13 protein-coding genes and 1 tRNA gene are annotated in these 20,792 nt (G+C 64.6%); 6 read left to right on the forward strand and 8 right to left on the reverse strand.

Annotated elements, in window-relative coordinates:
• Positions 1-24: 24 nt before the first annotated feature.
• From PX52LOC_RS27840 to PX52LOC_RS27855, 4 genes are all read right to left on the reverse strand, one after another.
• A complete protein-coding gene (locus tag PX52LOC_RS27840; protein WP_149113148.1) occupies positions 25-3,159 on the reverse strand; it encodes a hybrid sensor histidine kinase/response regulator in 3,135 nt (1,044 codons plus the stop codon).
• 400 nt (positions 3,160-3,559) lie between these two features.
• The gene (locus PX52LOC_RS27845; RefSeq protein WP_149113149.1) at positions 3,560-4,174 is read right to left on the reverse strand and encodes a TapB family protein; all 615 of its coding nucleotides are present in this window, start codon (positions 4,172-4,174) and stop codon (positions 3,560-3,562) included.
• 576 nt (positions 4,175-4,750) lie between these two features.
• A tRNA-Thr gene (locus PX52LOC_RS27850) sits at positions 4,751-4,822 on the reverse strand.
• A gap of 137 nt (positions 4,823-4,959) precedes the next feature.
• The gene (locus PX52LOC_RS27855) at positions 4,960-8,997 is read right to left on the reverse strand and encodes an LVIVD repeat-containing protein (protein WP_149113150.1); all 4,038 of its coding nucleotides are present in this window, start codon (positions 8,995-8,997) and stop codon (positions 4,960-4,962) included.
• Positions 8,998-9,253: 256 nt separating this feature from the next.
• On the opposite strand from PX52LOC_RS27855, the gene PX52LOC_RS27860 reads away from it, so the two are divergent.
• The 4 genes from PX52LOC_RS27860 (at position 9,254) to PX52LOC_RS27875 (ending at position 13,351) form a co-directional block, all read left to right on the forward strand.
• Positions 9,254-10,246, forward strand: coding sequence for a ThuA domain-containing protein (locus tag PX52LOC_RS27860; protein WP_149113151.1), 993 nt, complete (start codon positions 9,254-9,256; stop codon positions 10,244-10,246).
• A 21-nt stretch (positions 10,247-10,267) separates the two neighbouring features.
• Positions 10,268-11,452 (forward strand): serine hydrolase domain-containing protein, encoded by a 1,185-nt coding sequence (locus tag PX52LOC_RS27865; RefSeq protein WP_149113152.1) that lies wholly within the window; start codon positions 10,268-10,270, stop codon positions 11,450-11,452.
• 274 nt (positions 11,453-11,726) lie between these two features.
• Positions 11,727-12,068: a hypothetical protein gene (locus tag PX52LOC_RS42110; protein WP_218575175.1), complete on the forward strand. Its 342-nt coding sequence runs from the start codon at positions 11,727-11,729 to the stop codon at positions 12,066-12,068.
• A gap of 176 nt (positions 12,069-12,244) precedes the next feature.
• Positions 12,245-13,351 carry an alpha/beta hydrolase gene (locus PX52LOC_RS27875; protein ID WP_149113153.1) on the forward strand — a complete coding sequence of 369 codons (1,107 nt, stop codon included), beginning with the start codon at positions 12,245-12,247 and terminating at the stop codon, positions 13,349-13,351.
• A 7-nt stretch (positions 13,352-13,358) separates the two neighbouring features.
• Here PX52LOC_RS27875 and PX52LOC_RS27880 read toward each other — a convergent pair whose 3' ends face one another.
• The 3 genes from PX52LOC_RS27880 to PX52LOC_RS27890 form a co-directional block, all read right to left on the reverse strand.
• Positions 13,359-13,586: a hypothetical protein gene (locus PX52LOC_RS27880; protein WP_149113154.1), complete on the reverse strand. Its 228-nt coding sequence runs from the start codon at positions 13,584-13,586 to the stop codon at positions 13,359-13,361.
• A gap of 253 nt (positions 13,587-13,839) precedes the next feature.
• A complete protein-coding gene (gene mqnE / locus PX52LOC_RS27885) occupies positions 13,840-14,961 on the reverse strand; it encodes an aminofutalosine synthase MqnE (protein WP_149113155.1) in 1,122 nt (373 codons plus the stop codon).
• A 143-nt stretch (positions 14,962-15,104) separates the two neighbouring features.
• Positions 15,105-16,322: a DNA polymerase Y family protein gene (locus tag PX52LOC_RS27890; RefSeq protein WP_149113156.1), complete on the reverse strand. Its 1,218-nt coding sequence runs from the start codon at positions 16,320-16,322 to the stop codon at positions 15,105-15,107.
• Between the two features lie 290 nt (positions 16,323-16,612).
• Between PX52LOC_RS27890 and PX52LOC_RS27895 the strand changes: the two genes are divergently transcribed.
• Both PX52LOC_RS27895 and PX52LOC_RS27900 read left to right on the forward strand, forming a co-directional pair.
• A complete protein-coding gene (locus PX52LOC_RS27895; protein WP_149113157.1) occupies positions 16,613-16,915 on the forward strand; it encodes a hypothetical protein in 303 nt (100 codons plus the stop codon).
• A gap of 82 nt (positions 16,916-16,997) precedes the next feature.
• Positions 16,998-19,319 carry a WD40 repeat domain-containing protein gene (locus PX52LOC_RS27900; protein ID WP_149113158.1) on the forward strand — a complete coding sequence of 774 codons (2,322 nt, stop codon included), beginning with the start codon at positions 16,998-17,000 and terminating at the stop codon, positions 19,317-19,319.
• On the opposite strand, the gene PX52LOC_RS27905 is transcribed toward PX52LOC_RS27900, so the two are convergent.
• Positions 19,320-20,750: a hypothetical protein gene (locus PX52LOC_RS27905; protein WP_149113159.1), complete on the reverse strand. Its 1,431-nt coding sequence runs from the start codon at positions 20,748-20,750 to the stop codon at positions 19,320-19,322. It lies immediately after the preceding gene.
• Positions 20,751-20,792: the final 42 nt, after the last annotated feature.

Raw genomic sequence — 20,792 nt, forward strand, 5'->3', positions numbered from 1 at the left:
CCAATGCCCCGGTTCGATGCGGGACTACATCAGCCCCACCCCCTGTTTCGCGGCTTCGGCCAGTGCCCTCAGGAGGTCCGCGGCTTCCACCGGCTTGACTAAGTGGCCGTCGCACCCCGCCGCACTGGACTGCTCCCGGTCGTTCTCCTGACCCCATCCGGTCAGGGCAAGGATGGTGATTCCCTTCCCCCACGGCTGCTCCCGAATGCGGCGGGTGGCGTCCATCCCGTTGAGCCGCGGCATGCCCACGTCCATCAGGATCACGTCCGGGCGGGACGCCTCGGCCGCGGCCACCGCCTCCACGCCGTCGAACGCGGTCCGCACCTCGTGGCCCAACAGCCGGAGCATGTCGGCCATCGACTCTGCCCCGTCCCGGTTGTCGTCCACGACGAGGATTCGGCGGGCCGAAGTGGCGGGCGGAAGTTCGGTGACGGTCGGCCCGTGAAACTCCACCCGTTCGGCCTCGGGAAGAGAAACGGTGAACGTCGTCCCCTGCCCTTCGCCGGCACTGGCCGCGGTCACCGTTCCCCCGTGCATCTCGACGAGGCCCTTTACCAGGGCCAAGCCGATGCCCAGGCCGCCGGTCGCCTTCTCCACCGACCGGTCCACCTGGCTGAACATGTCGAAAATCGCCGGCAGCGATTCCGCCGGGATACCGATGCCGGTGTCGCGGACGGACACGACCACCCGGCCGGCGACCCGCTCGGCCGACAGCCACACGCGGCCGCCCTTCGGCGTGTACTTCGCGCTGTTGGTGAGCAGGTTCGAGAACACCTGGGCCATTCGAGTCAGGTCGGCGTCTAGAACCACCGGGGTCGCGGGCAGGGCCACCGTGAGTTCGTGCCCGGCCGCGTCCAGGGCCGGCCGAGCGGTTTCAACCGCGCTCGCGATCACGTCGGTCAGGGACACCCGCGCCCGCCGGAGTTCCATCTTGTTCCGGTTGATCCGGGAAACGTCGAGCAAGTCGTCGATCAGCCGGACCATGTGCCCAAGTTGGCGGTCCATCATCTCCCGCGCCTTCGCCGACGCTTCCGGGTTCCCGGCCCCCAATCGCAGAACCTGGAGGCCGTTGCGGATGGGGGCCAGCGGGTTCCGCAATTCGTGCGCGAGGAGGGCGATGAAGTCGTCCTTCTTCCGGTCCTGGTCTCGCAGTTCCTGCTCCATCGCTTGCCGGTCGGTCACGTCGCGGGTGATGCCGGCCACGGCCTCGACCTCCCCGTCCGCCCCGAGGACCGGCATCAAGAGGTAGTCGTAGACGCGGCGGCCGAACGTCCCGGCGAACGGGACCTCGCCCCGGAGCGGCTGCTTCGTCGCCCGCACTTGCTCGATTTCCCGGTCGTGCATCTCGGCGTGCCACGGCTCGTACCCGAGTTCCAGGCAGTTCCGGCCGATTGCCTCGTCCCAGGTCTTCCCCCACATCCGCAGGAGGCCTTCATTCGCGTACAGGAACCGGTGGTCCAACCCCCACACGTAAGCGAGATCCGGCGTGGTCGAGAGGACCGCCTCGTACAGCCGTTTCCGCCGCCGCGCCGCCTCAGCCGTCAGTTGGTCCAGAGCTTCCTCCGCCCGCTTCCGGTCGGTCACGTCGATCACCACCCCAGGGAACCGCACCGGCCGGCCTGTCTCGTCCCGCTCGACCTGACCGCGGGCGTGCACCCACCGCCACCCGCCGGCCCCGTCGGTCACCCGGTAGTCGGCCTCGTATCGGCTTCTGGACTCGACCACCCGCGTTACCCGCTCGCCCACCCAGGCGCGGTCATCCGGATGGATCGAATCCATCAGGCCGGACAGCGGGCCACCGGCGACGGCCGCGGGCGGGACCGAGAAAAGCCGGGCCAGACTCGCATCGCCGTAGAACCGGTCGTTCGGCACGTCCCACGCCCAGGTGCCGATCGCCCCGGCCGCCAGTGCCGCCTCCATCCGGGACCGGATGTCCCGCAGTTCGTCCTCGAACCGCCGCCGGTCGGTCACGTCCTGCACCACCCCGTGGACCCGCAACAGCTTCCCGGCCGGGCCGTACACCCCGCGGCCGTGGGCGGTGACCCACACCGGGTCGCCGTCCGTCCGGTTCAGTCGGTACTCGATGTCGTAGTCCGTCCTCGCGGCGGCCGCGCGGGCGGCCGTCGTCCGTGCCCGATCCCGGTCGTCCGGGTGGATCAGATGGCGCAACTCTTCCCGCCCGTGCGGCACGCCGGGGGCGACTCTGTAAATCTCGCCGGCGCGGGGCGACAAGGTCATCTCGTCCGTCGCCGGGTCCCACTCCCACGTCCCCAAATCGCCCGCGTCCAGCGCCAGCCGGAGTTTCTCGGCCAGTTGGGCCGACTCGGCTTCCGCCCGCTTCCGATCGGTCACGTCGCCGGCCGCCCCGAACCACTCGACGACATTCCCGTGCGGGTCGAGGATCGGGATAGCCCGCGAGAACGTCCACCCGACGGTACCGTCTACCCGGATGACCCGGTGCTCTAACTCGAAGGTCCGTTTCTCGCGAACGGCCGCCGCAACGGCCGCACCGACTCGCCCCCGCTCGTCCGCGGGAATGTACGTGTCGAGCCACGAGCGCGTCGGGTCGGCCGCGTCGGCAATGAACGCCCGGCCGCTCAGGTGCCGCATCTCGGTCCAGTCCGGGTTCATCCGGTACACCACGTCCGAGGTGGCCGTGACCAGCCCGCGGAACCACGCCTCGCTCTCCCGCCGGGCGTCTTCCGCCCGGCGTTGTTCCGTCACGTCGTGGAGGGTGCCGACCCACTCCAGCGTGGTGCCGTCCGGGCCGGAGATGGGGATGCCGCGAGCCTTCACGTTCCGCCACCCGCCCTCCCGCGCGCGAACCCGGTACTCGACGTCGTAAGGTACGCCCGTCGCGATTGCCGATCCCCAGGCCGTCGCCGCGGCCGCACGGTCGTCGGGGTGAACCACATCGAGCCAGGCCGTGTCGGTCCGCCGTTGTTCCTCAAGGGTCTGCCCGGTGAGCGCCTCCCACCACCGCTGAGTGGCCGCGAAGTCACCGTCCGACTCACCCGGCGCCCAGGACCAAACGGCCTGACTCGACGCCTCGACGAGCGCGCGGTATCGGGCCTCGCTCCGCCGCAGGGCCTCCTCGCCTCGTTGGTGATCGACCGGTTTGGTCGCCCCATTTCGGCCCGGGTCGTTCGCGTCGCTCACGGCCACCTCGATCGATCACGGAACGGCGTCTCCCCGAGCCGCCCGCGGCCGGCTGGAATGGGAGGCATTTTACGTGGTGAGCGAAGGATGAGACTACCCCGGATCCGAATTGATCACAGGGGCGGAATTCGCGATCCCGCCGCCGTTGGCAAGTTGAACGTGTGCCGAACGCCTCACGGCGGGTTGGCGGTCTACTACCCCGGCGGGAAGATGTGCTCAATGCCCGAAGGCGTCACGCGAGTCAGCTCCATTGGCTGCACACCGGGCGCTGCCACTTTGAGCTCCGATGGTTGAGGTCTCCGTGCAGCACGAGCGAGCGCACCCAAATCTAACCCCGGGCGAACGGGCCGCGGCTTGGGGGCCGGCCTGCGCCCGTGACCAACCCTCGCCCACTTCGTGGTCATTTGCCGCGCGTCAAGGATTTGAGGGTCATCGTCTGCTCGAAGTCGCCGACCTTGACCACCGACTTCACCAGGCCGACGCCGGGGGCGTACCAGTACTTGTCTGAGAACGGCCCCCGGGCGTTCTTCCGCTTGCCCTCGACCGGGACGGCGTTGAACGTCCCGGCCGGCGTCTCCACGTCTTCCGCCTTGCCGACGGTGTACGTGTAGGTGCGCTGCGCCGCCCCAGCTTCCGGGGTCGGTGAGAACTCCCATTCGTCGCCCGGCATAGCCGGCAACCGGAGTGTCGGCTCCGCGTCGGCCAACTCTTTGCCCCGGCGGGCGACGACCGACACCCCCTTCGCGGAGACGGCCGTCACGGTCACCGTGTCCGCCCGGTCCACGTCCGCGAGATCCCACTCCGTCGTGACCCGCCAGTCGCCGTCCTTCCCCTCGACCTTCGTGACCGTCTCGGTCGACTCGACCTTGCCGGCGTCGGTGGTGACGATGTACACCCGCTTCACCCCCACCTTCGTCGGGAAGTAGAGCCCGGCATCCTTGTCGGCCCCCTTTGGCGGTGGGGCGGCCACGGCCATGGAGACAACGGCGGGTAGGACCACGAGCGTGCGAAACATGGAAGTGGCTCGGTAGGGTGGGGCGGACGTGCAATGTCACGGTACGAGCATGGCCGCGGGAGGCAAGGACGATGTGCGGCCAGCGGTGCGTGGCTGGCTTGGCAGCAGGTCGACGATCGTCCGTTGCTGTCAGAACAAGCCGAGGTACACTTCCCCCATGCCCGCCATTGCCCCGCCGTTACGTTGTGGTTAATTCGAGTCGCGTACGCCCGGAGGGCCTCGCATCGCACGTTCATCTTCCCCATCGTCTCGCTCGCAGGCCTTCAAGACCGGCAACACCGTCCGGTCGTCGACCGTCCCGATCGCCGCGAACCGGTGCTGCGATTCCGCGAACCTCAGAGCCTCACGGAGGAACGGATCGGCCGGATTTGAAGCAACTGACCAAGGTGGTAAATACACCCCGGCTCGGTTTCACATGTCCTAAACATGTACCAACCAGCGATGGCGAGCGGGGGGGAATCGATGGCGATTGAGGGAACACAAGACACCGGCGGTCAGGTTATTGACTCGCCGGAAGTGCTTGACCCGAAGGCAATTGAGGGTGATCGAGGCCCGTCGAGGGCGATTGAAGTGAAAAGCCGCCTCAGAGATTTGAACTCTGGACCCCGGCTTTACGAAAGCCGTGCTCTACCGCTGAGCTAAGGCGGCGCGGTGACTAGTGTCCCGGCACAATTAAGTTATCAACACGAGCGAATGTGACAAGGCGTCTCACTTGCAACGCCACAAACTCGAATCGTCCGAATACCTGGACACCGGATTGCGTGCCCAGGTTCGGCCACCGAAGACTACTTTTTCTCCGGCAACGGCGGGCGTTTGTCGTGGTAGATCGGGTCCTTCGGATTGTCCGACACCTTCCAGACTTGGCCGTCTTTCATGTACATTTTCCGCTGCTCCTCGGCGTTGAATGGGCGGGCACCGACGCGGCCGAAGACGCCGATCTGGTGGCCCGATTCGTCCACCGCCCGGTCACGGTCGAGCGGTTTGCCGACTGACAGAACTTTGCCGTGGTGCGGCACCTTGTACGTCGCGATCAACTTCGGCGTCGGCTTCGGGCTGAAACCGTCGTTGCCGGGTTGCTGCGGCGACGAGAGTTGCACGACCCGCATGCCGTTCTTGCCGTCCGCCACGTAGGCGAACGACGTGTTGTAGGTGATCCCTAACTTGATGTCGCGGACGTCGTCCAGCGCACCGTTGCAGTTGAACACCTGATCGAGTTTCGGCTCCTCGGCGTTGGTGATGTCGAGGATGATCATGCCCCGCTTGCCGCCGGAGACGTAAGCGTAGGTCCGGGCGACGTAGATGTTGTTACAGCCGTCGATGCGGATGAGCGATTTCGGCTTCGGGTGCGCGATGTCCGAGATGTCGAGAATCTTGATCCCCTCCTCGTCCACCACGTATGCGTAGCGGAACTGCGTCTGGATGCTCTTCGGGTGCTTGATGAACTTCTCGTCCACCACGCACTCGACCTTCGGTTCCAGCGGGTTGTCGAGGTTCACCACGACCAGGCCGGCGTCACAGGCGACGTAGGCGTAGTGGCCGATGATGTGGACGTACTGCGCCCCCTTCAGCAAGCCGTCCGGGTTGAACGTCACCTGCCGCTTGAGGTAGTTGTTGATCGGGTTGCCGTCGATCGTCGTGCCAGCCCCGATCAGGATCAGCCCTTCCTCGGCGTCGGCCACGTACAGGAAGCCGAAGATCAGGTGAACGGGCTGCTCCTTGTTGGCCGGGTTCATCTTCCGCGTCGGGTCGACGGCCACGCTCGTCGGGGCCGTGATGTACCGGGCGTTTTTCGTCGGCACGTAGAACTTCTGGCCGACCGGCGACACCGGGGCGGTCGTGATCCGCTCGGCGAACGCCTTGTCGTCGATGAACGCGATGTCGTACACGCGGATGCCGTTCTCGCCGCAGGCCGCGTAGAGGTATTCGCCGCGGGCCTGCACCTGCAAGACTTCGTGCGTCTTGAAAGGCTTGAGCAAGCCGAACGACACGTCGCGGCCGGGGTGCTCGTGGGCATTCTTCAAGAGGCTACCGCCCTCCAGGAACTTGGCGTAGTTGTCCGGGTAGGCCACGCGGTGCAGGTCGCTGCCGACGATCGCCTGCGGCTCGAACTGTTCGGTGAGCGTCACGCCGAATAGCCCTTCCTCGCCGGTCGCGATCCAGCCGATTCGGGTCATGTGGTTGAGGAACTGCGTGCCGTGCATGAGCAGTTGGCCCATGATGGCGTTGTTGTCGTTGTTCGTCGAGACGTGGCAGTCGGTACACTGCTTCGTCTCCCGCCAGCCCTTGCCGCGGACGGTGTGCGGGACGTTCGTGCTGAACGCCGTGCCGCCGTAGCCGTCGGCCGAGATCGTCTGCTGCTGCGAGTAGATCAACTCGCGGTTACCGTTGTAGCTGCTCACGTGGACCGCACACGACGACCGGGCGGGGTTCACCTTGTTGCCGGTCACGTCGCCGTCGCGGGCCAGCATGAAGATGTCCGACCGCAGCGTCTGGAAGCAGTACGACGTGTAGTTCCGCGTCAGGTCGCCATCGGCGTGCAGCAGCGGCATCTTCATGTTCGCCCGTTGCGGCAGGTGGCACCCGAAGCAACTCGGGTTCCACGAACTGTGACAGGCGATGCAACTCATGTTCGAGTTCTGGTGGGCGGCGCACTTTTCGCCGCCTTCCGGCAGGTCGCCCCAGACCATCTCGCCGTTCTCCATGCGCACGGTCTTCGCGAGGGCCGACTTCTCGTTGTACCGCGGGTGGTCGCGGCTGATCGTGTCCTTCGTCTGCACGACCTCCCAGCGAACGCCCTTCTCGACGGACGAGTTCTGGAAGATGCGCTTCTTGCCGCCGGGCAGTTCCTCGACCTCGAACCGCGGCTTGCCGAACGGCGTCCGCATGGCGGCGAGGTTTCGGCCGCGACCGTCGGGGTCGCTGGTGTAGCTCGCCGGGCCGGACGTACGGAGGCTGGCGTAGTCCGACGCCGTACCGTGGCAGTCCACGCACAGGATTTCCGTGGCCCCGCGCACTTCCTGTTGAATGCGGTTGTTGCCGTGCGCGTCCTGCACGAAGTGGCAGTCCGCACAGTGCATCCCTTTCTCCATGTGGATGTCCCGCAGGTGGACCGGCTGGCCGGCTCGCTCCTTGTCGAACACTTCCTCCGCGACCTTCGACTTGATGGCCGTGTCTTGCTTCGTCTTGTGAAAGTCCTTCACCTTCGTCGCGAAGTCGGTCGCGGCCATGAGTTGCTGCGGGGTCGGGTTGGCCACGACGTTGCCGAAGTGGTCGCGGAAGTTACCCACACGGTCCCGCTTGTACACGGCGTTGAACGCCCACCCGTGGCTATGGAAGTCGCCGAACTGGGCCTTCGTCATCTCCGGATTCAACTGGGCCATGTCGGCCGTGAAGTCCGGGTTGCCCATCTTGCTCTTGGCCGCGATCTCGTTCGGGTTGCGCATCAACGACCGCACCAGTTGCTCGGGCGACGGGTTCAACTGCTTATCAGGGTACACCTTGTCCGACTCGCTATCCTCGTCCCACCACATGTAGCCGATGTAGCTGTTCATGACCGTCGTGCCAGGGTGGACGTGGCAGACCATGCACTGGCTCGTCGGGATCGCGTTCGTGAACCGGTGCTCGATCGGGTGGCCCGGTTCGTTCTTGGGGATGGTCGGGTCGGTGTTGGCCGACATGCCGCGGTTGCCGTACTTGGCGTAAGGGCCAGAGTGGACCGGCGAGCGGTCGTTAGCGTAGACGACGTGGCACGACGAACAACCGCTGGAGCGGTAGTCACCGGGGTTGTCGTTCGTGCCGAGGAAGTTCAGCGTCGGGTCGAAGAGGCGCGTCTTGTTGAGGCCGATGAACACCGGGTCGGTCCGGTTGGCCGTGCCGATGCCCCGTTCGCTGAGGCGGGTCCGCGGGCGGCCGGGTTCTTCCTTCAACTCGGGAATGCCGGTGTCCGGGCGGAAGCGGCCGCCCGGTTCGAAGATGCGCAGGATGTTCCCCGGCTGGCTATTTTCGAAGCGCGGCAGCGGGTCGAGGAACGGCAGCACGCCCTTCTTTTCCATTTCCTCTTCCGACGGCGGTGGCCACGTGATCATCCGCACCGGCGCACCGTTCATCGAGTACGCTTCGCCGTAGCGGGCCTTCTTGAAGGGCACCGCCCCGTTGTTGTAAAGTGCGGCTCCCCAGAGCATGCACCCGGTCGTCATGATCTGCTTCCGGTTGACCTGCACTTCCTTCGGGTGACAGCCGGACGTACCGCAACTGATGTGCGCGATGCGGAAGTCGCCGGGGTTCACGAAGCGGATGTACTCCGGGGACTCGTGGTTGAGCAGCGTGTACGACCGCACCGGGTTGGCCGACGACGCCCAGAACTGCGGGAACCGCGAGAGCGGGTGAGCCTTCTCCTTCGTGGTCGCGCAGGCATCGCCGCCGTGACAGTCGGTACAGCCGAGGCGAACCGTGTCCTTGTAGTGCGGGTCGTGGGCCGTCTGGTGACAGACGATGCACCCGCCGCTCTTGGCGGACTTCTGCTCCTCGGTTTGTTCCAGTAACTTCACGCCGTCCAACTCGGGCGGCATCGGGTACGGGTCGGCCGGGTCGGTCGAGTAGTTCGGTTCGCGGGTGTCCTTGGTCCCGTCGCCGTGCGGCAGCAACCGCTCGCGGGCGGCCTTCTTCTCGGCGAGGTCCTGCTGCTTCTTGGCGTAGTCGGCCGTCCTTTTTTGGACATCGTCCACTCGCGGGTCGACCGCGTAACTGACGACGGCGAACGCGACATAAACGAGCACGACGTACTTGATCAGTCGACGAAACGAGAACGAGTTGGCGGCGTCCATGTGCCCTCTCCGCGAGCAGACCGTGTCCGTACCTTCACCTGGAAGGCTGTCACATACCATCGTCAGATGTGGTGTCAACAGATAAGCGCGGTTTTGAGAGATGTGCCGGTTAACCAAAAACGTCGGATCGGGAAGCCTGGACAATCTGGGGCAAATAGACGACCCGCCAGGGAAGATTTCGGCGATTCTCTTCACCCGATCCCGCCCCTGCCATATACTCTGCAATCACCCACCTACCCTCTCGAAGATTCCACTCATGGCACGACTGCTCACCCTCCTCGCGGTGCTTATTTCATCCCCTTTGGCCCGTGCGGCCGATCCGTGGATCGTTCTTCCGGGGCACGAGGGACCGGGCGGGGGTAAGCACATTGTCTTTGTGAGTGGCGACGAGGAATACCGTTCCGAAGAGGCACTGCCGCAACTCGCGAAGATTCTCAGCAAGCACCACGGCTTCACGTGTACCGTCCTCTTCGCGATCGACAAGAAAGACGGCGAGACGATCAACCCCGGGCAAGTGGACAACATCCCCGGTCTTAACGCGCTGGCCACGGCCGACCTGATGGTGATCTTCACCCGGTTCCGCAATCTGCCGGACGATCAGATGAAGCACGTCGTTGATTACATCCACACCGGCAAGCCGGTGGTCGGCCTGCGAACGGCCACCCACGGCTTCAATTTGAAGAACAGCAAGTTTCAGGAATATCACTGGTCGAACAAGGACGGCGGCTTCGGCCGGACGATCCTCGGCGAAACCTGGGTGGCACACCACGGTTCCCACGGCAAGGAAGGCACGCGCGGCCGGTTCGTGAAGGGGCAAGAAACCCATCCGATCCTGAAGGGCATCAAGGACGGCGAAATCTTCGGGCCGACCGACGTGTACACCGTCAAACTCCCGCTCCCCGGCGACAGCCAACCGCTCGTGATGGGCGAAGTCACGGAGACGCTTAAGCCCGATTCGAAGGCGGTGGTCGGCAAAAAGAACGACCCGATGATGCCGGTGGCGTGGACGAAATCCTACAAGAGTGGCGACAAGACCGGCCGCGTTTTCACGACCACGATGGGCTCGTCGCAGGATTTGGAATTCGAAGCGACCCGCCGCATGATCGCGAACGCCTGCTTCTGGGCGGCCGGGTTGGAGTCGGCGATCCCCGAGAAAACCAAAGTCGACATCGTCGGCGAGTTCAAGCCGCTGCCGTTCAAAGCCGGTGGTCACAAGCCCGGTGTGAAGCCTGCGGACCTGCTGAAGTAACCCTCCCACCCGAGAACAGTCATGCGATACCCCTTCTCCGTCGCGCTCTTCTTGGCGTGCCTCGTGCCGGCGTTCGGACAGACGCCGGCACCGCCGCAAATTCCGGCGGTCACGACCCGGATGCAAGAGTTCGTCACGTCCCACGACCTGTCCGGGGCGGTCACGCTCGTCGGGCGGAGTAGTGGGATCATCCATCTCGGAGCGGTCGGCGAAGCCGACATTGCATCTAACAAGGCGATGACCACAGACACGCTGTTCCGGATCGCGTCGATGACCAAGCCGATCACGGCGATGGGCATCATGATCCTCGCCGACGAGGGGAAGTTGTCGCCGGACGATGCGGTCGAGAAGCACCTGCCGGACTTCAAGGGGCAGATGCTGAAGGTGGGACAAGAGCTAAAGGCACCAGCCCGGCCGATCACCCTCCGCGACCTGCTGACGCACACGTCCGGTCTGCCGAACTATCCGCCCGTCGCGGCCGACGTGTACACGAAGCGGAACAAGACACTCGCCCAAACGACGGCGCTCATCGCCAAACAACCGCTCACGTTCGAGCCGGGGACGAAGTGGTCGTACTGCAACCCCGGCATCGACACCCTCGGCCGCATCATCGAAGTCGTGTCCGGCGAGCCGTACCACACCTTCCTGCAAAAGCGAGTCTTCGACCCGCTGGAAATGAAGAGCACGACCTTCTACCCGACGACGGATCAAGTCGGGCACTCGGCCACGGTCTACGCCAAGAAGGACGGCCAACTCGTGCCGGCGTCCAACCTGATCCTCGATTTCGCGAAGGACGCCAAACATCCAGTCCCGGCCGGCGGGTTGTACTCGTGCGCGGGCGACCTGGCGACGTTCAGCCAGGCGATGCTCGGTCGCGGGGCGAAAGGCACCGTGCGGATCGTTAGCGAGAAGAACTTCGCGGAGATGACCAAGACGCAGACCGGCGACATCAAGACCGGCTTCGTCGATGGCATGAGTTTCGGCTACGGGTTCGCGGTCGTGAAGGAATCGAAGGGTGTGACCGCGATGCTCTCCGCCGGCACGTTCGGCCACGGCGGTGCGTTCGGCACGCAATACTGGATCGACCCGAAGCAAGACCTGTTCGTGATCCTGCTCATCGCCCGCAGTGACCTCGGCAACGGCGATGCGTCGCCGATCCGCCAAGAGTTCCAGCGCCTCGCCGTCGAAGCCCTCCCGCGAAAGTAACCACCCTCGGAGCCTGGCATGTCCTCTCCCCTGCCCTCGCGCCGCAGTTTCCTCCAAACGTCGGCCGGCGTTCTCGCGGTGGCCGGGTCTTCCGCCACCGCGTTCGCCGCGAACGAAACCATCAACGTCGGCATCGTCGGCACCGGCGGCCGTGCACGACACTTGATGAAGTCGCTGGTGAACATGCCGAACGTCCGCATCGTGCTGCTGTGCGACGTGTGGGACAAGGCACTCGAAGAAGCGAAGAAGATGGCCCTGCCCGAACCAAATCCAGATGCACTTCGAAGGCACGTTCAGCAACGCCCGGTCGGCGGCCCGCATCGAGTTCCTCGGCACCGAGGCGACAATCTACCTCGACCGCGGCCGATTGGAACTGATACCCGAGAAGAACAAGAAAGTCGAACCCCTGCAAGAAATCCTCGGCAGCGGGCCACCGGGGGCAGACTTCTATGACAAGCCAGACGGCGAGCTATTGCACCTGCAAAACTGGCTCGACTGCATCAAGACGCGAAAGACTCCCACCGCACCGGCCGAAGCCGGCGTGTCCGGGGCGTCGGCGGCCCACCTCGCCAACCAAGCCCTGCGCACCGGCCAGACGGCCGAGTGGAAGGGTTAAGTTCGATTTCGTTCCCGCGCCAGGGTCTGACCGCTTTCGCGTTCAGACTGGCGACTCGGGTTTGGAAAGAAAAGCACGCAGATCGATGCCGAATCGGGTAGACAGAGTAGCACCACGGCGATCACACGAGCATCCTCAGGATCGCTCGCTTCAGGAAAGAAAGAACGAGGAGTTTCATGTTCAAGTTGCGGATGGCCCTTTTGATGACAGCACTCGCGTGTCCCAGTTTGTCGGCAGCGCCGCCGGTGCGCAAGTTCGACGACTCCGGCGCCCCGCCGTTCAAGGTCCTGAAAGCCGGGGAGAACCCTCCACTCGACGCGGACGACAATTTCGTCATCGGGCCAGAGTACGTGCCCGCCCCGGAACGCAAGGCCGTCAACGGGGTTCCGCAAGGGAAGGTGCAGCAGTTCGTCATCGACTCGAAGGAGACCAAACTCCTGAACCCCGGCATCGCCCGTAAAGAGTTCGGAAAGGTAGACCCGAGCAACCCGAAGACGTTGATCGTCGAGACGCACGCCATCGACTACAAGCGCGGGGTCACGGTCTACATTCCCGCGCAATACAAACCGGGCACCGAAGCGCCGTTCCTGGTGGTCCACGACGGCCCCGGTCCCAACAAGAATGCCAACTTGGGCATGAAGACCATCCTCGACAACCTGATCGCCCAGAAGCGGATTCCCCCCATCGTCGTCATTGCAATCGCCAACGGGGGCGGTGACGCCCAGGGGCACCAGCGCGGCAAAGAATACGACAACATGAACGGCGACTACGCCGAGTACATCGAAACCGAAGTGTTACCTCGCGTGGAGAAGAACTTCGCGGTGAAACTGACGAAAGACCCCGACGGTCGCGCGGCGATGGGCAACAGTTCCGGCGGTTCGGCCGCGCTCATCATGGCCTGGTTCCGCAACGATCTTTACCACCGCGTTCTGACCACGTCGGGCACGTTCGTGAACCAAGCGTGGCCGTTCGATCCGAAGTACCCCGACGGGGCTTGGGGGTTCCACGAAACGCTCATCCCCAACAGCCCCAAGAAGCCCATCCGACTGTTCATCTCCGTTGGCGATTCGGACCTGCTCAACCCCAACGTGATGCGGGACGGCATGCACGACTGGGTGGAAGCCAATCACCGCACGGCCAAGGTGCTGAAGGCCAAGGGCTATGAGTATCAATACCTGTTCTGCCGTGGGGCCGGCCACGGCGTCGGTAACGCCCAGGCGCAGTTCCTTCCGCACGCCCTCGAATGGGTGTGGAAGGGGTATGCTCCGAAGGCGGACAAGTAATCGCCCCTCATCGGCCACCGGCCTTCACGAGGAGCACGTCCTCCCGATGGCGGATCAACCGCACGTCGTCTTCCGTGCGGTTCAGGGCGACCATCTCATCGAGCACCGCCTCCTCCCGTTCTTTCTCCCGGATGACATCGCACAACCGGGCGTACTCCCGTCCCTCGGAGATGAGGCAGATTCCAACACCAGCGACCAGACCCAGAGTCGTTAGGCGAATGAGGCGGCGTTTCATGGAGCAAACTCGGTTTTCGGTCGGGAACGTCCTCGGTTCTATTCGCCCCGCGGAATGTTCTCTAGCCGAAAATCGAGTCCCCCATAGGAGAATTTGAAAATCGTTTGACGGGTGTTTGATTTCGACGCAGCAGGATTGTCCAAGCCGGCCGATCCTGCAACACTTTGCCCGTGCCGACGAGTTACGCATCGGCCCAGCGGCCTACCTACGCGCCAGAGTGCCCGCAACGATTTTTCCGCCTGGAGGGTTTGCCTCACACCAGGGCCAACCGCCGACCTTGCTTCCAATCGCGTTCGGCCGGAGCGGTTCGCACGACTTCGTGGTACAAAGTGTCCCGCTCCACCGGCGTGCGGCCCGCTTCCTCGATCAGCCGCCGCAGTTGTGCGACGGTCATTGCCTGCGGCGAGTCACTGCCTGCGGCGTGGTAAATTGTCTCGTGGACGACCGTGCCATCGATGTCGTCGGCTCCGTAACTCTGGGCCACCTGCGCGATGTTGATGGTGAGCATCTGCCAGTAGGCCTTGATGTGCGGAAAGTTGTCGAGCATCAGACGGGCGATGGCCATTTGGCGAAGGTTCATCAGGCCACTCGGCTTCGGCAGGTTCGCCCCGAGGGTGTTGTTCTCCGGGTGAAACGCGAGCGGGATGAACGTCTGAAAGCCGCCCGTCTGGTCTTGCAGTTCTCGCAGCTTGAGCATGTGGTCGATGCGGTGTTCCGGCTTCTCGATGTGGCCGTAGAGCATGGTCGCGTTCGACTTGCCGCCGAGTTCGTGCCACTCGCGGTGGACCCGCAACCACTGTTCGCCGTCGGCCTTGTAGTCGCAAATCTGCGACCGCACATCTTCGTGGAAGATTTCCGCCCCGCCGCCGGGCAACGAGCCGAGGCCGACACTCTTCATGTCCGCGAGGAGTTCCTTCGTCGGCCGCTTCGTGAGCCGCTCGAACCAGTCCCACTCGACGGCCGTCCACGCTTTCAGGTGCAGTTCCGGGTAGTGGTCGTGAATGTTCTTGATGATGTCGCGGTACCACTCGTAGGGCAGTTGGTGGTGCAACCCGCCAACGATGTGCAGTTCCGTCGCCCCTTGTTCGTGGGCGTCGCGGGCCCGCTGGAGGATTTGATCGTCGGTCATCACGTATCCCTTCGGCGACTTCAAGTCGGCCCGGAAGGAGCAGAACTGACAGCGGTAGACGCAGACGTTGGTGGGGTTGAGGTGCTGGTTGACGTTGTAATAGGTGACGTTGCCGTTGAGCTTCTCACGGACGTGATTGGCGAGTTCGCCGAGCGTGTGCAAGTCGGTGTGCTGCTCAAGGAAGAGGCCGTCGTCGAAGGTTAGGCGTTCCCCGGCGTGGACTTTCTCGGCAATCGTCTCGATCATGGTCGTGGTTCTCGCGGTGCGTTTCCGTCAGGATATGAACCGCGAGTCGGAACGAAATGCAACGGCGAGCGGCCCGGCGTAAACGGGCCGTGTCTTGAAACACACGGACACGGCCCGCTTACGCCGGGCCGCTCGCCTGAAATTCAGGTACTCGCCGGGTCGAACTCGGGGATCTGCGTGAAGGCGATCCGCGTCGGGGCGGTGTCTTTGCTGCCGCAGAGAGTGCCGAAGTGAATCGAGTTCTTGCCAAACTGCCGGTTGATCTTGTCCATCGTGTGCGAGACTTCCGTCAGGTCGTGGTCCACGTCGAACAGCGACGGCGTAGTCATTGCCGCCGGCGTGAGATCGAACAGCACCATCGCCACCTGCTTCGGCTCGCCGCGCGGCCGCAACTGCCAGAGCTTCTCGAAGGCGTGCAACAACGTGAGCGTGTCTTGCGTCCGCATAACCTTGCAAGCGATGCCCCAGGTTTGGCCGTCCTCGTACCGAAGCCGCACGCCGAGGCTGCCGCACCAGTTTTCCAGCGTCCGCAGTCGGGCGGCGGCCTTGTGGATGAGTTTGACCATGACGCCCCGCGCCCCGGTATGGTTCCGCAGCGACGGCGGCAGCACGTGCGAGTGGCTGACCGTCCGCCGCACCGTCGGCTTCTCGAAGACTTCCTCGCCGCGGAGTTGATAGAACCAGCGCTCGCCGTGAATCTTGCTGCCCCAGATCAGCGACATCGTCTGAACGGAGAGGCTGCACAGTTGCTCGGTACTGACGACGCCGAACTTGCGGAAGCGGGCTTCCATCCGCCGAGCGATGCCCGAGAACGCGGTGATCTTGACCGGGTACAACCGCTGCGGCAGTTCATGCTTTTCGATGACTGTGAGGCCGTCCGGCTTCTTCATATTCGACGCCAGTTTGGCCAGCAGGTGGTTCGGGGCGATGCCGATGGAACACGTTACGCACTCACCGACCGACTGCCGGATCTCGGCCTTGATCTGATTCCCCAGCCGCTCGGCCGTGACCGGATGGCACTCGCTCTTCAGCAGAGTGCAGACCATCTCGTCGATCGACAGCACGCGGTCGATCGGCAGGCACCTCGCCACGGCCCGCACAATCTGGTCGTGGACCTCGACGTATCGGTCGTGCCGGGCCAGCACCAACCGCAGACCTTCGCAAAATTGCAATGCTTCCCACACGGCCATCCCCGTCTTGACGCCCTTCAGCTTCGCCTCACGACTCGCCGCGATACAGCACGTCGTGCGGGCCATCACTGGCACGACGGCGACCGGCTTCCCCCGCAGGTCTTCGTCGTCCTGCTGTTCCACGGACGCGAAGTACGAGTTCATATCGATGAGCAGGCGGCGGAGAGTCATGACGACCTCGGATTAGTGAACCAATAGTCACTGCCGCAAGATTTACATGAACAAATGTACAATTGCAAACGAAATCTGCGATTTCCGACTGAACTCCCCTCGGGCCGCCGGTCGATAGCGGAGAAGTGCGCCCGTACAACCCTCGAACCTGTCGCCAACGCCTCGCGCGGCTGATCGTGCCGTTGTTGCTGGTCCTTGCGCCAACGGGGTGCGGGGGGCGGACTGAGAACCGGGAAGTCGCCACCGTGCGGGGTCGGGTTCTTTTTCAGGGCCGGCCGCTAACGGGTGGGATGATCGTGTTCGCCCCGCACCCAGACCGCGGCACGACCGGCAAAACCGCCACAGCCGACATCAACGAAACGGGTGAGTACAAACTGCGAGTCGAGGGGCAGCCGTACGTCACGGGTGGGTGGTACCGCGTGTCGATCGCCGACCCACCGACGTGGACGACGCCGATCCCCGGCGACACGCCGCGGCTGGCGTCGGTGTCGCCGTTCCCGGAATCGCTGCGGCGGCCGGATCGATCGGGGCTAGAACGCGAGGTCGTAGCGGGGCGAGAGAACGAGTTCGAGTTTCACATCGAAGTGCGATAAGGCCAGAGCTTTTCCGTTAACCCGTCGCCCGTCAATCGTCCACAATCGTGGAACGCAAATCTCTCCTCAAGGTGCGGCCCCGATGCGGCATCTCGCGATCATTCTTGCCCTGCTGTGCGTTCCACCGCTCGCGGCCGAGGAACTGCCGGCCGGCGCGGTGGCTCGCTTCGGCTCCCCGGCCCTGCGACACGGCGAACGCCCGCTGGCCTTGGCCCTCGATTCCGAAGGCAAGCGGCTCGTCTCGGGCGGCCCGGATGGCATTGTGAAGTTGTGGGACACGGACACCGGCCGCCTGCTCGGCAGTTACAAGGTCGAGGGCGGCTACGCCTCGTCGGTGGCCATCTCGACAGACGGCACGCGGGTCGCCGCCCGTTTCGGCGATAGCCTCATTCACCTGCTCGACGCCAACACGATGAAGGCAACGCGAACCGTGTCGCTGCCGAACGCGGACGTGGTCACGCTCTCGGCCGACGGCAAGATCCTCGGGGCGGTCACGACGCAATCGACGCTGCACGTCTACGAAGTCGAGAACGGCTTGGAGCGCCTACAAGCGATGCCGGGGAAGGCCGTCGCGTTCACGCCGAACGGCGCGCGACTGGCCCGCGCGGAGACGGGCGAGCAGTTGCGGACTACCGACGTTGTCAGCGGCGAGAACCTGAGTTCTTGCACGCACCTGAGCGCCGACGGCGTGACGAAACTGGCGTGGTCGGCCGACGGCGAAACGCTGCTCTCGGCTGACGCCGGGCCGACGGGCCGCATTCGACTCTGGCAGCCGGGGCAGGACAAGCCGACGGCCGAGTGGGTGGCCAACGGCGGCACGGCGTTCTTCGCGAACGAGTCTGTCATCGGCCTGAACGACAAGCGCGTCACGGTGTGGGACCGAACCGGCAAGCCCGGGCGAACCTTCGGCGAGAACGTGTCGGTTCTCGCGCTCTCCGGCGACGGCAAGGTCGCGGCCACGTCCGGCCCCGAACCGCGGATCGCGATTTGGGACGTGTCCACCGGCAAGCAGCGATGGACCGAGCCGGACGACCTCGGCGTGATTCGCGACCTGGGAACGACCGCCGACGGCCTCATCTGTGTGGCGGCCGAGCGCGGCGTCGTGGCGTGGAAGCCCGGCACGGCGTCGAAGCCTTTGATTCAAACGTCACCCGCGGCCGTTGTCGCCGTCGGTTCGGGGAGCACACTCACGGTCGGCGACAACAAACTGAGCATCTGGCCGAAAGAGGGTGGAGCGGCGAGCCGCGTGATCGACTTGCCGAGCGTGGTGCCGATGGCCGCGTGTTCGTCGCCGGCCGACGGCCTCGCGTTCGTGTCGTTCGAAGACAAAACCGTCCGCGGCTTCAACCCGAAGTCTGGGGCCGTCGTTCGTGCCTGGGAAGCGCCATCGCCGCTGTTGTCGATGGCGGTTTCGACCGACGGTCGGTTCCTTGCGAGTGTCGGTCGCGACGGCTTCGCGCGGGCGTGGAAGCTCGACGACGCAGCAAACGGCATTCCCCGGCAGCTTTGGTCGATTCGTGTCACCCGCAGCCTCCGCCCGTCGGTCGCCATCAGCGCCGACACAAAGCTCGTCGCGGTCACGTCGGTCGTCCGCATGGAAGTCATTGAGGCCGCAACGGGGCATCGGCGCTTCTACGGCGAGCGGAACTGGCACGACGGCCCGTTCCAGCCCGTGACGTTTTCCCCGGACGGCCGGCTCGTAGCCGCCGGCACCCAGGGCAGTGCCGGCGGCGTGAGCGTGTGGGACGTGGCGACCGGCACGCCGCTGGGCCGCTTCGAGGGCGGCTGTGGTTCGGTAACGAAACTGCTCTGCCTCCCCGACTACCGCCTCGTCTCCGCGTCGGTGGACGGTAACGTGCTGGTGTGGGAACTGGCCCCGAAACGCGCCGCCCCGACCGACGCCGAACTGAGGTCGGCCTGGGAGAAACTCCTCTCCCGGGACGGCAAACTCGGCTTCGAGAACGTGCAGCGGCTCGCGGCCGGCGGCGAGCGAACCCTCGCACTCGTCCGACAAGCGGCGGCCGAGAGTACAGAGATCGAGCGGAAGGTGGCCGCGTTCGTGAAAGACCTCGGCCACCCGCAATTCGCCACACGCGAAACGGCTCAGAAGGAGTTGTTCAAACTCGGCGTCCTCGCCGTACCCGCCGTCGCCGCCGCGGAGAAGGATGCGGACCCGGAAGTGGTCCGGCGGGCCGAGAAACTGTCAGCCCAACTGGAGAAGGGCGGACACATCATCCCGAAGCACGGCCCGTACGGGAACCAACTGCGGATGAACCGGGCGGTGTGGGCGTTGGAACTCATCGGCACCCCGGCCGCGGTTCACCAGCTGGAAGCGATTCGCACGGACAAGGGAGCGGGCAGCGACGACGCAGCCGCCGCACTGGAGCGGTTGAAGCGGAAATAGCTACTCCCCGACCAGTCCACCGCGGTGAACGTCGGCCCGCTTCGCCTCGTAGGTTTCGGCATAGCCCATCACCAACGGATCGGGTTCCTCGCCGGCCGCGGCACACGCTTGGGCGTAGACCGCCGGCCACCAGTTGTCGTGCTTCGTCAGCCCCTGATCGCGGACGGTCGTCCAGTTGCTCAGAATTTTGCTCCAACACTGATCGCCATACTTCATCGCCGCGGCCAGCCCGCCGTACTCCGGCACCAGCCACTGCCGGCCAATCTGGCTGTGCAGTACCTCGTCGGCCCAGTCAAAGTCCTGAATCGTCGCCATCAGCGGAATGCCCGACTCGTGCGCGACCTCGTACTCGTACCGCTTGCCCGTCTTCGGCATTAGCCCTTGCTCGATGAAGAACAGCACGGCATGCCGTTCGGCCGGCGTACATTCGGTGTTCAGCCGGTACGACCAGTTCCAGGTGACACGGGCCTGCGTCCAGTCGACGCCGAGGGCGACGAAGCCGACTTCGCCCATCATGGCGTGCCGGGCCTCGTCCCAGATTTGCCGGGCCATGTCGCGGTAGTACCCCCACTGCTTCCCCGGCGTCTGCGCGACGACCGACGCCATCATCTCCGGCACGTCGATCTCGCGGATGCGCTTGAATAGCATCATCAGCGCTTTGGCCTTCGCCGGGTACTGCTCCGAGTACAGGAATGCCTCGGCGTTCACGCCCTGGTTCCAGTGGTCGGTGAACCGCTCGTCGCGCTGGGGGATGGGATCGTACTGGAACGGCTTCTTGGAGTATCCCCGCGGCAGCGGTCCGCTTGACTGTGATTCTTGCGTTCCATCCAACCCGCCGGATTCCCGAAGAAGGGCGATCAGGGTGAGGTACCAATCGGGTGTCATCTTCGCGTCAACGGCCGCAATTGCCGAGTCGTAGAAGGCGATCATGTCATCGACTTCCATGTTGGCGAATCGAAGCAACCGTTTGCTCGGTGCGTCGGTGAGCGGATGCGTATGTAACTGATAGACGGTGATCGTGTCGTCGAGCATCTGGAACGCGAGACGCAGGCCGGTCAGCAGTTCCCCCGTCGACGGCGCGTTCAGAATCTCGTCGAAGAACGCCTCCAACGCCGGGTGAGGCACCTCATCCAACCCCAGCGGCGGCTCGCGCATCTCGGCGACCCGCGTCCGCAACGCCGCTGCGTGCTCGGCACACAGATAGGCGTGGTGGCTGAACGCCGTCTTCAGTTCGTAGATCGGCTCGGCCGTGATGCGGGCCGTCAGAATCTGGTGCAACCGCACGAAGGTGTAGTGGAACCGCTTCAGCCACCGCACGCACTCCTCCACCGACAGCCCCGGCTTCAGCGCGTCCGCCATCGAACACAGCCCGGCCAGTGGCGGGATGCCCTTGTACGACGTGTAACCTTCCAGCGGTTTCGGCGGGGACATGCGATCATCTCACGGCGGGTGGGGCGTCCGAGATTTTATAAA

Origin of the sequence: Limnoglobus roseus (assembly GCF_008254045.1) — a bacterium.
Taxonomy (GTDB): Bacteria; Planctomycetota; Planctomycetia; order Gemmatales; family Gemmataceae; genus Limnoglobus; species Limnoglobus roseus.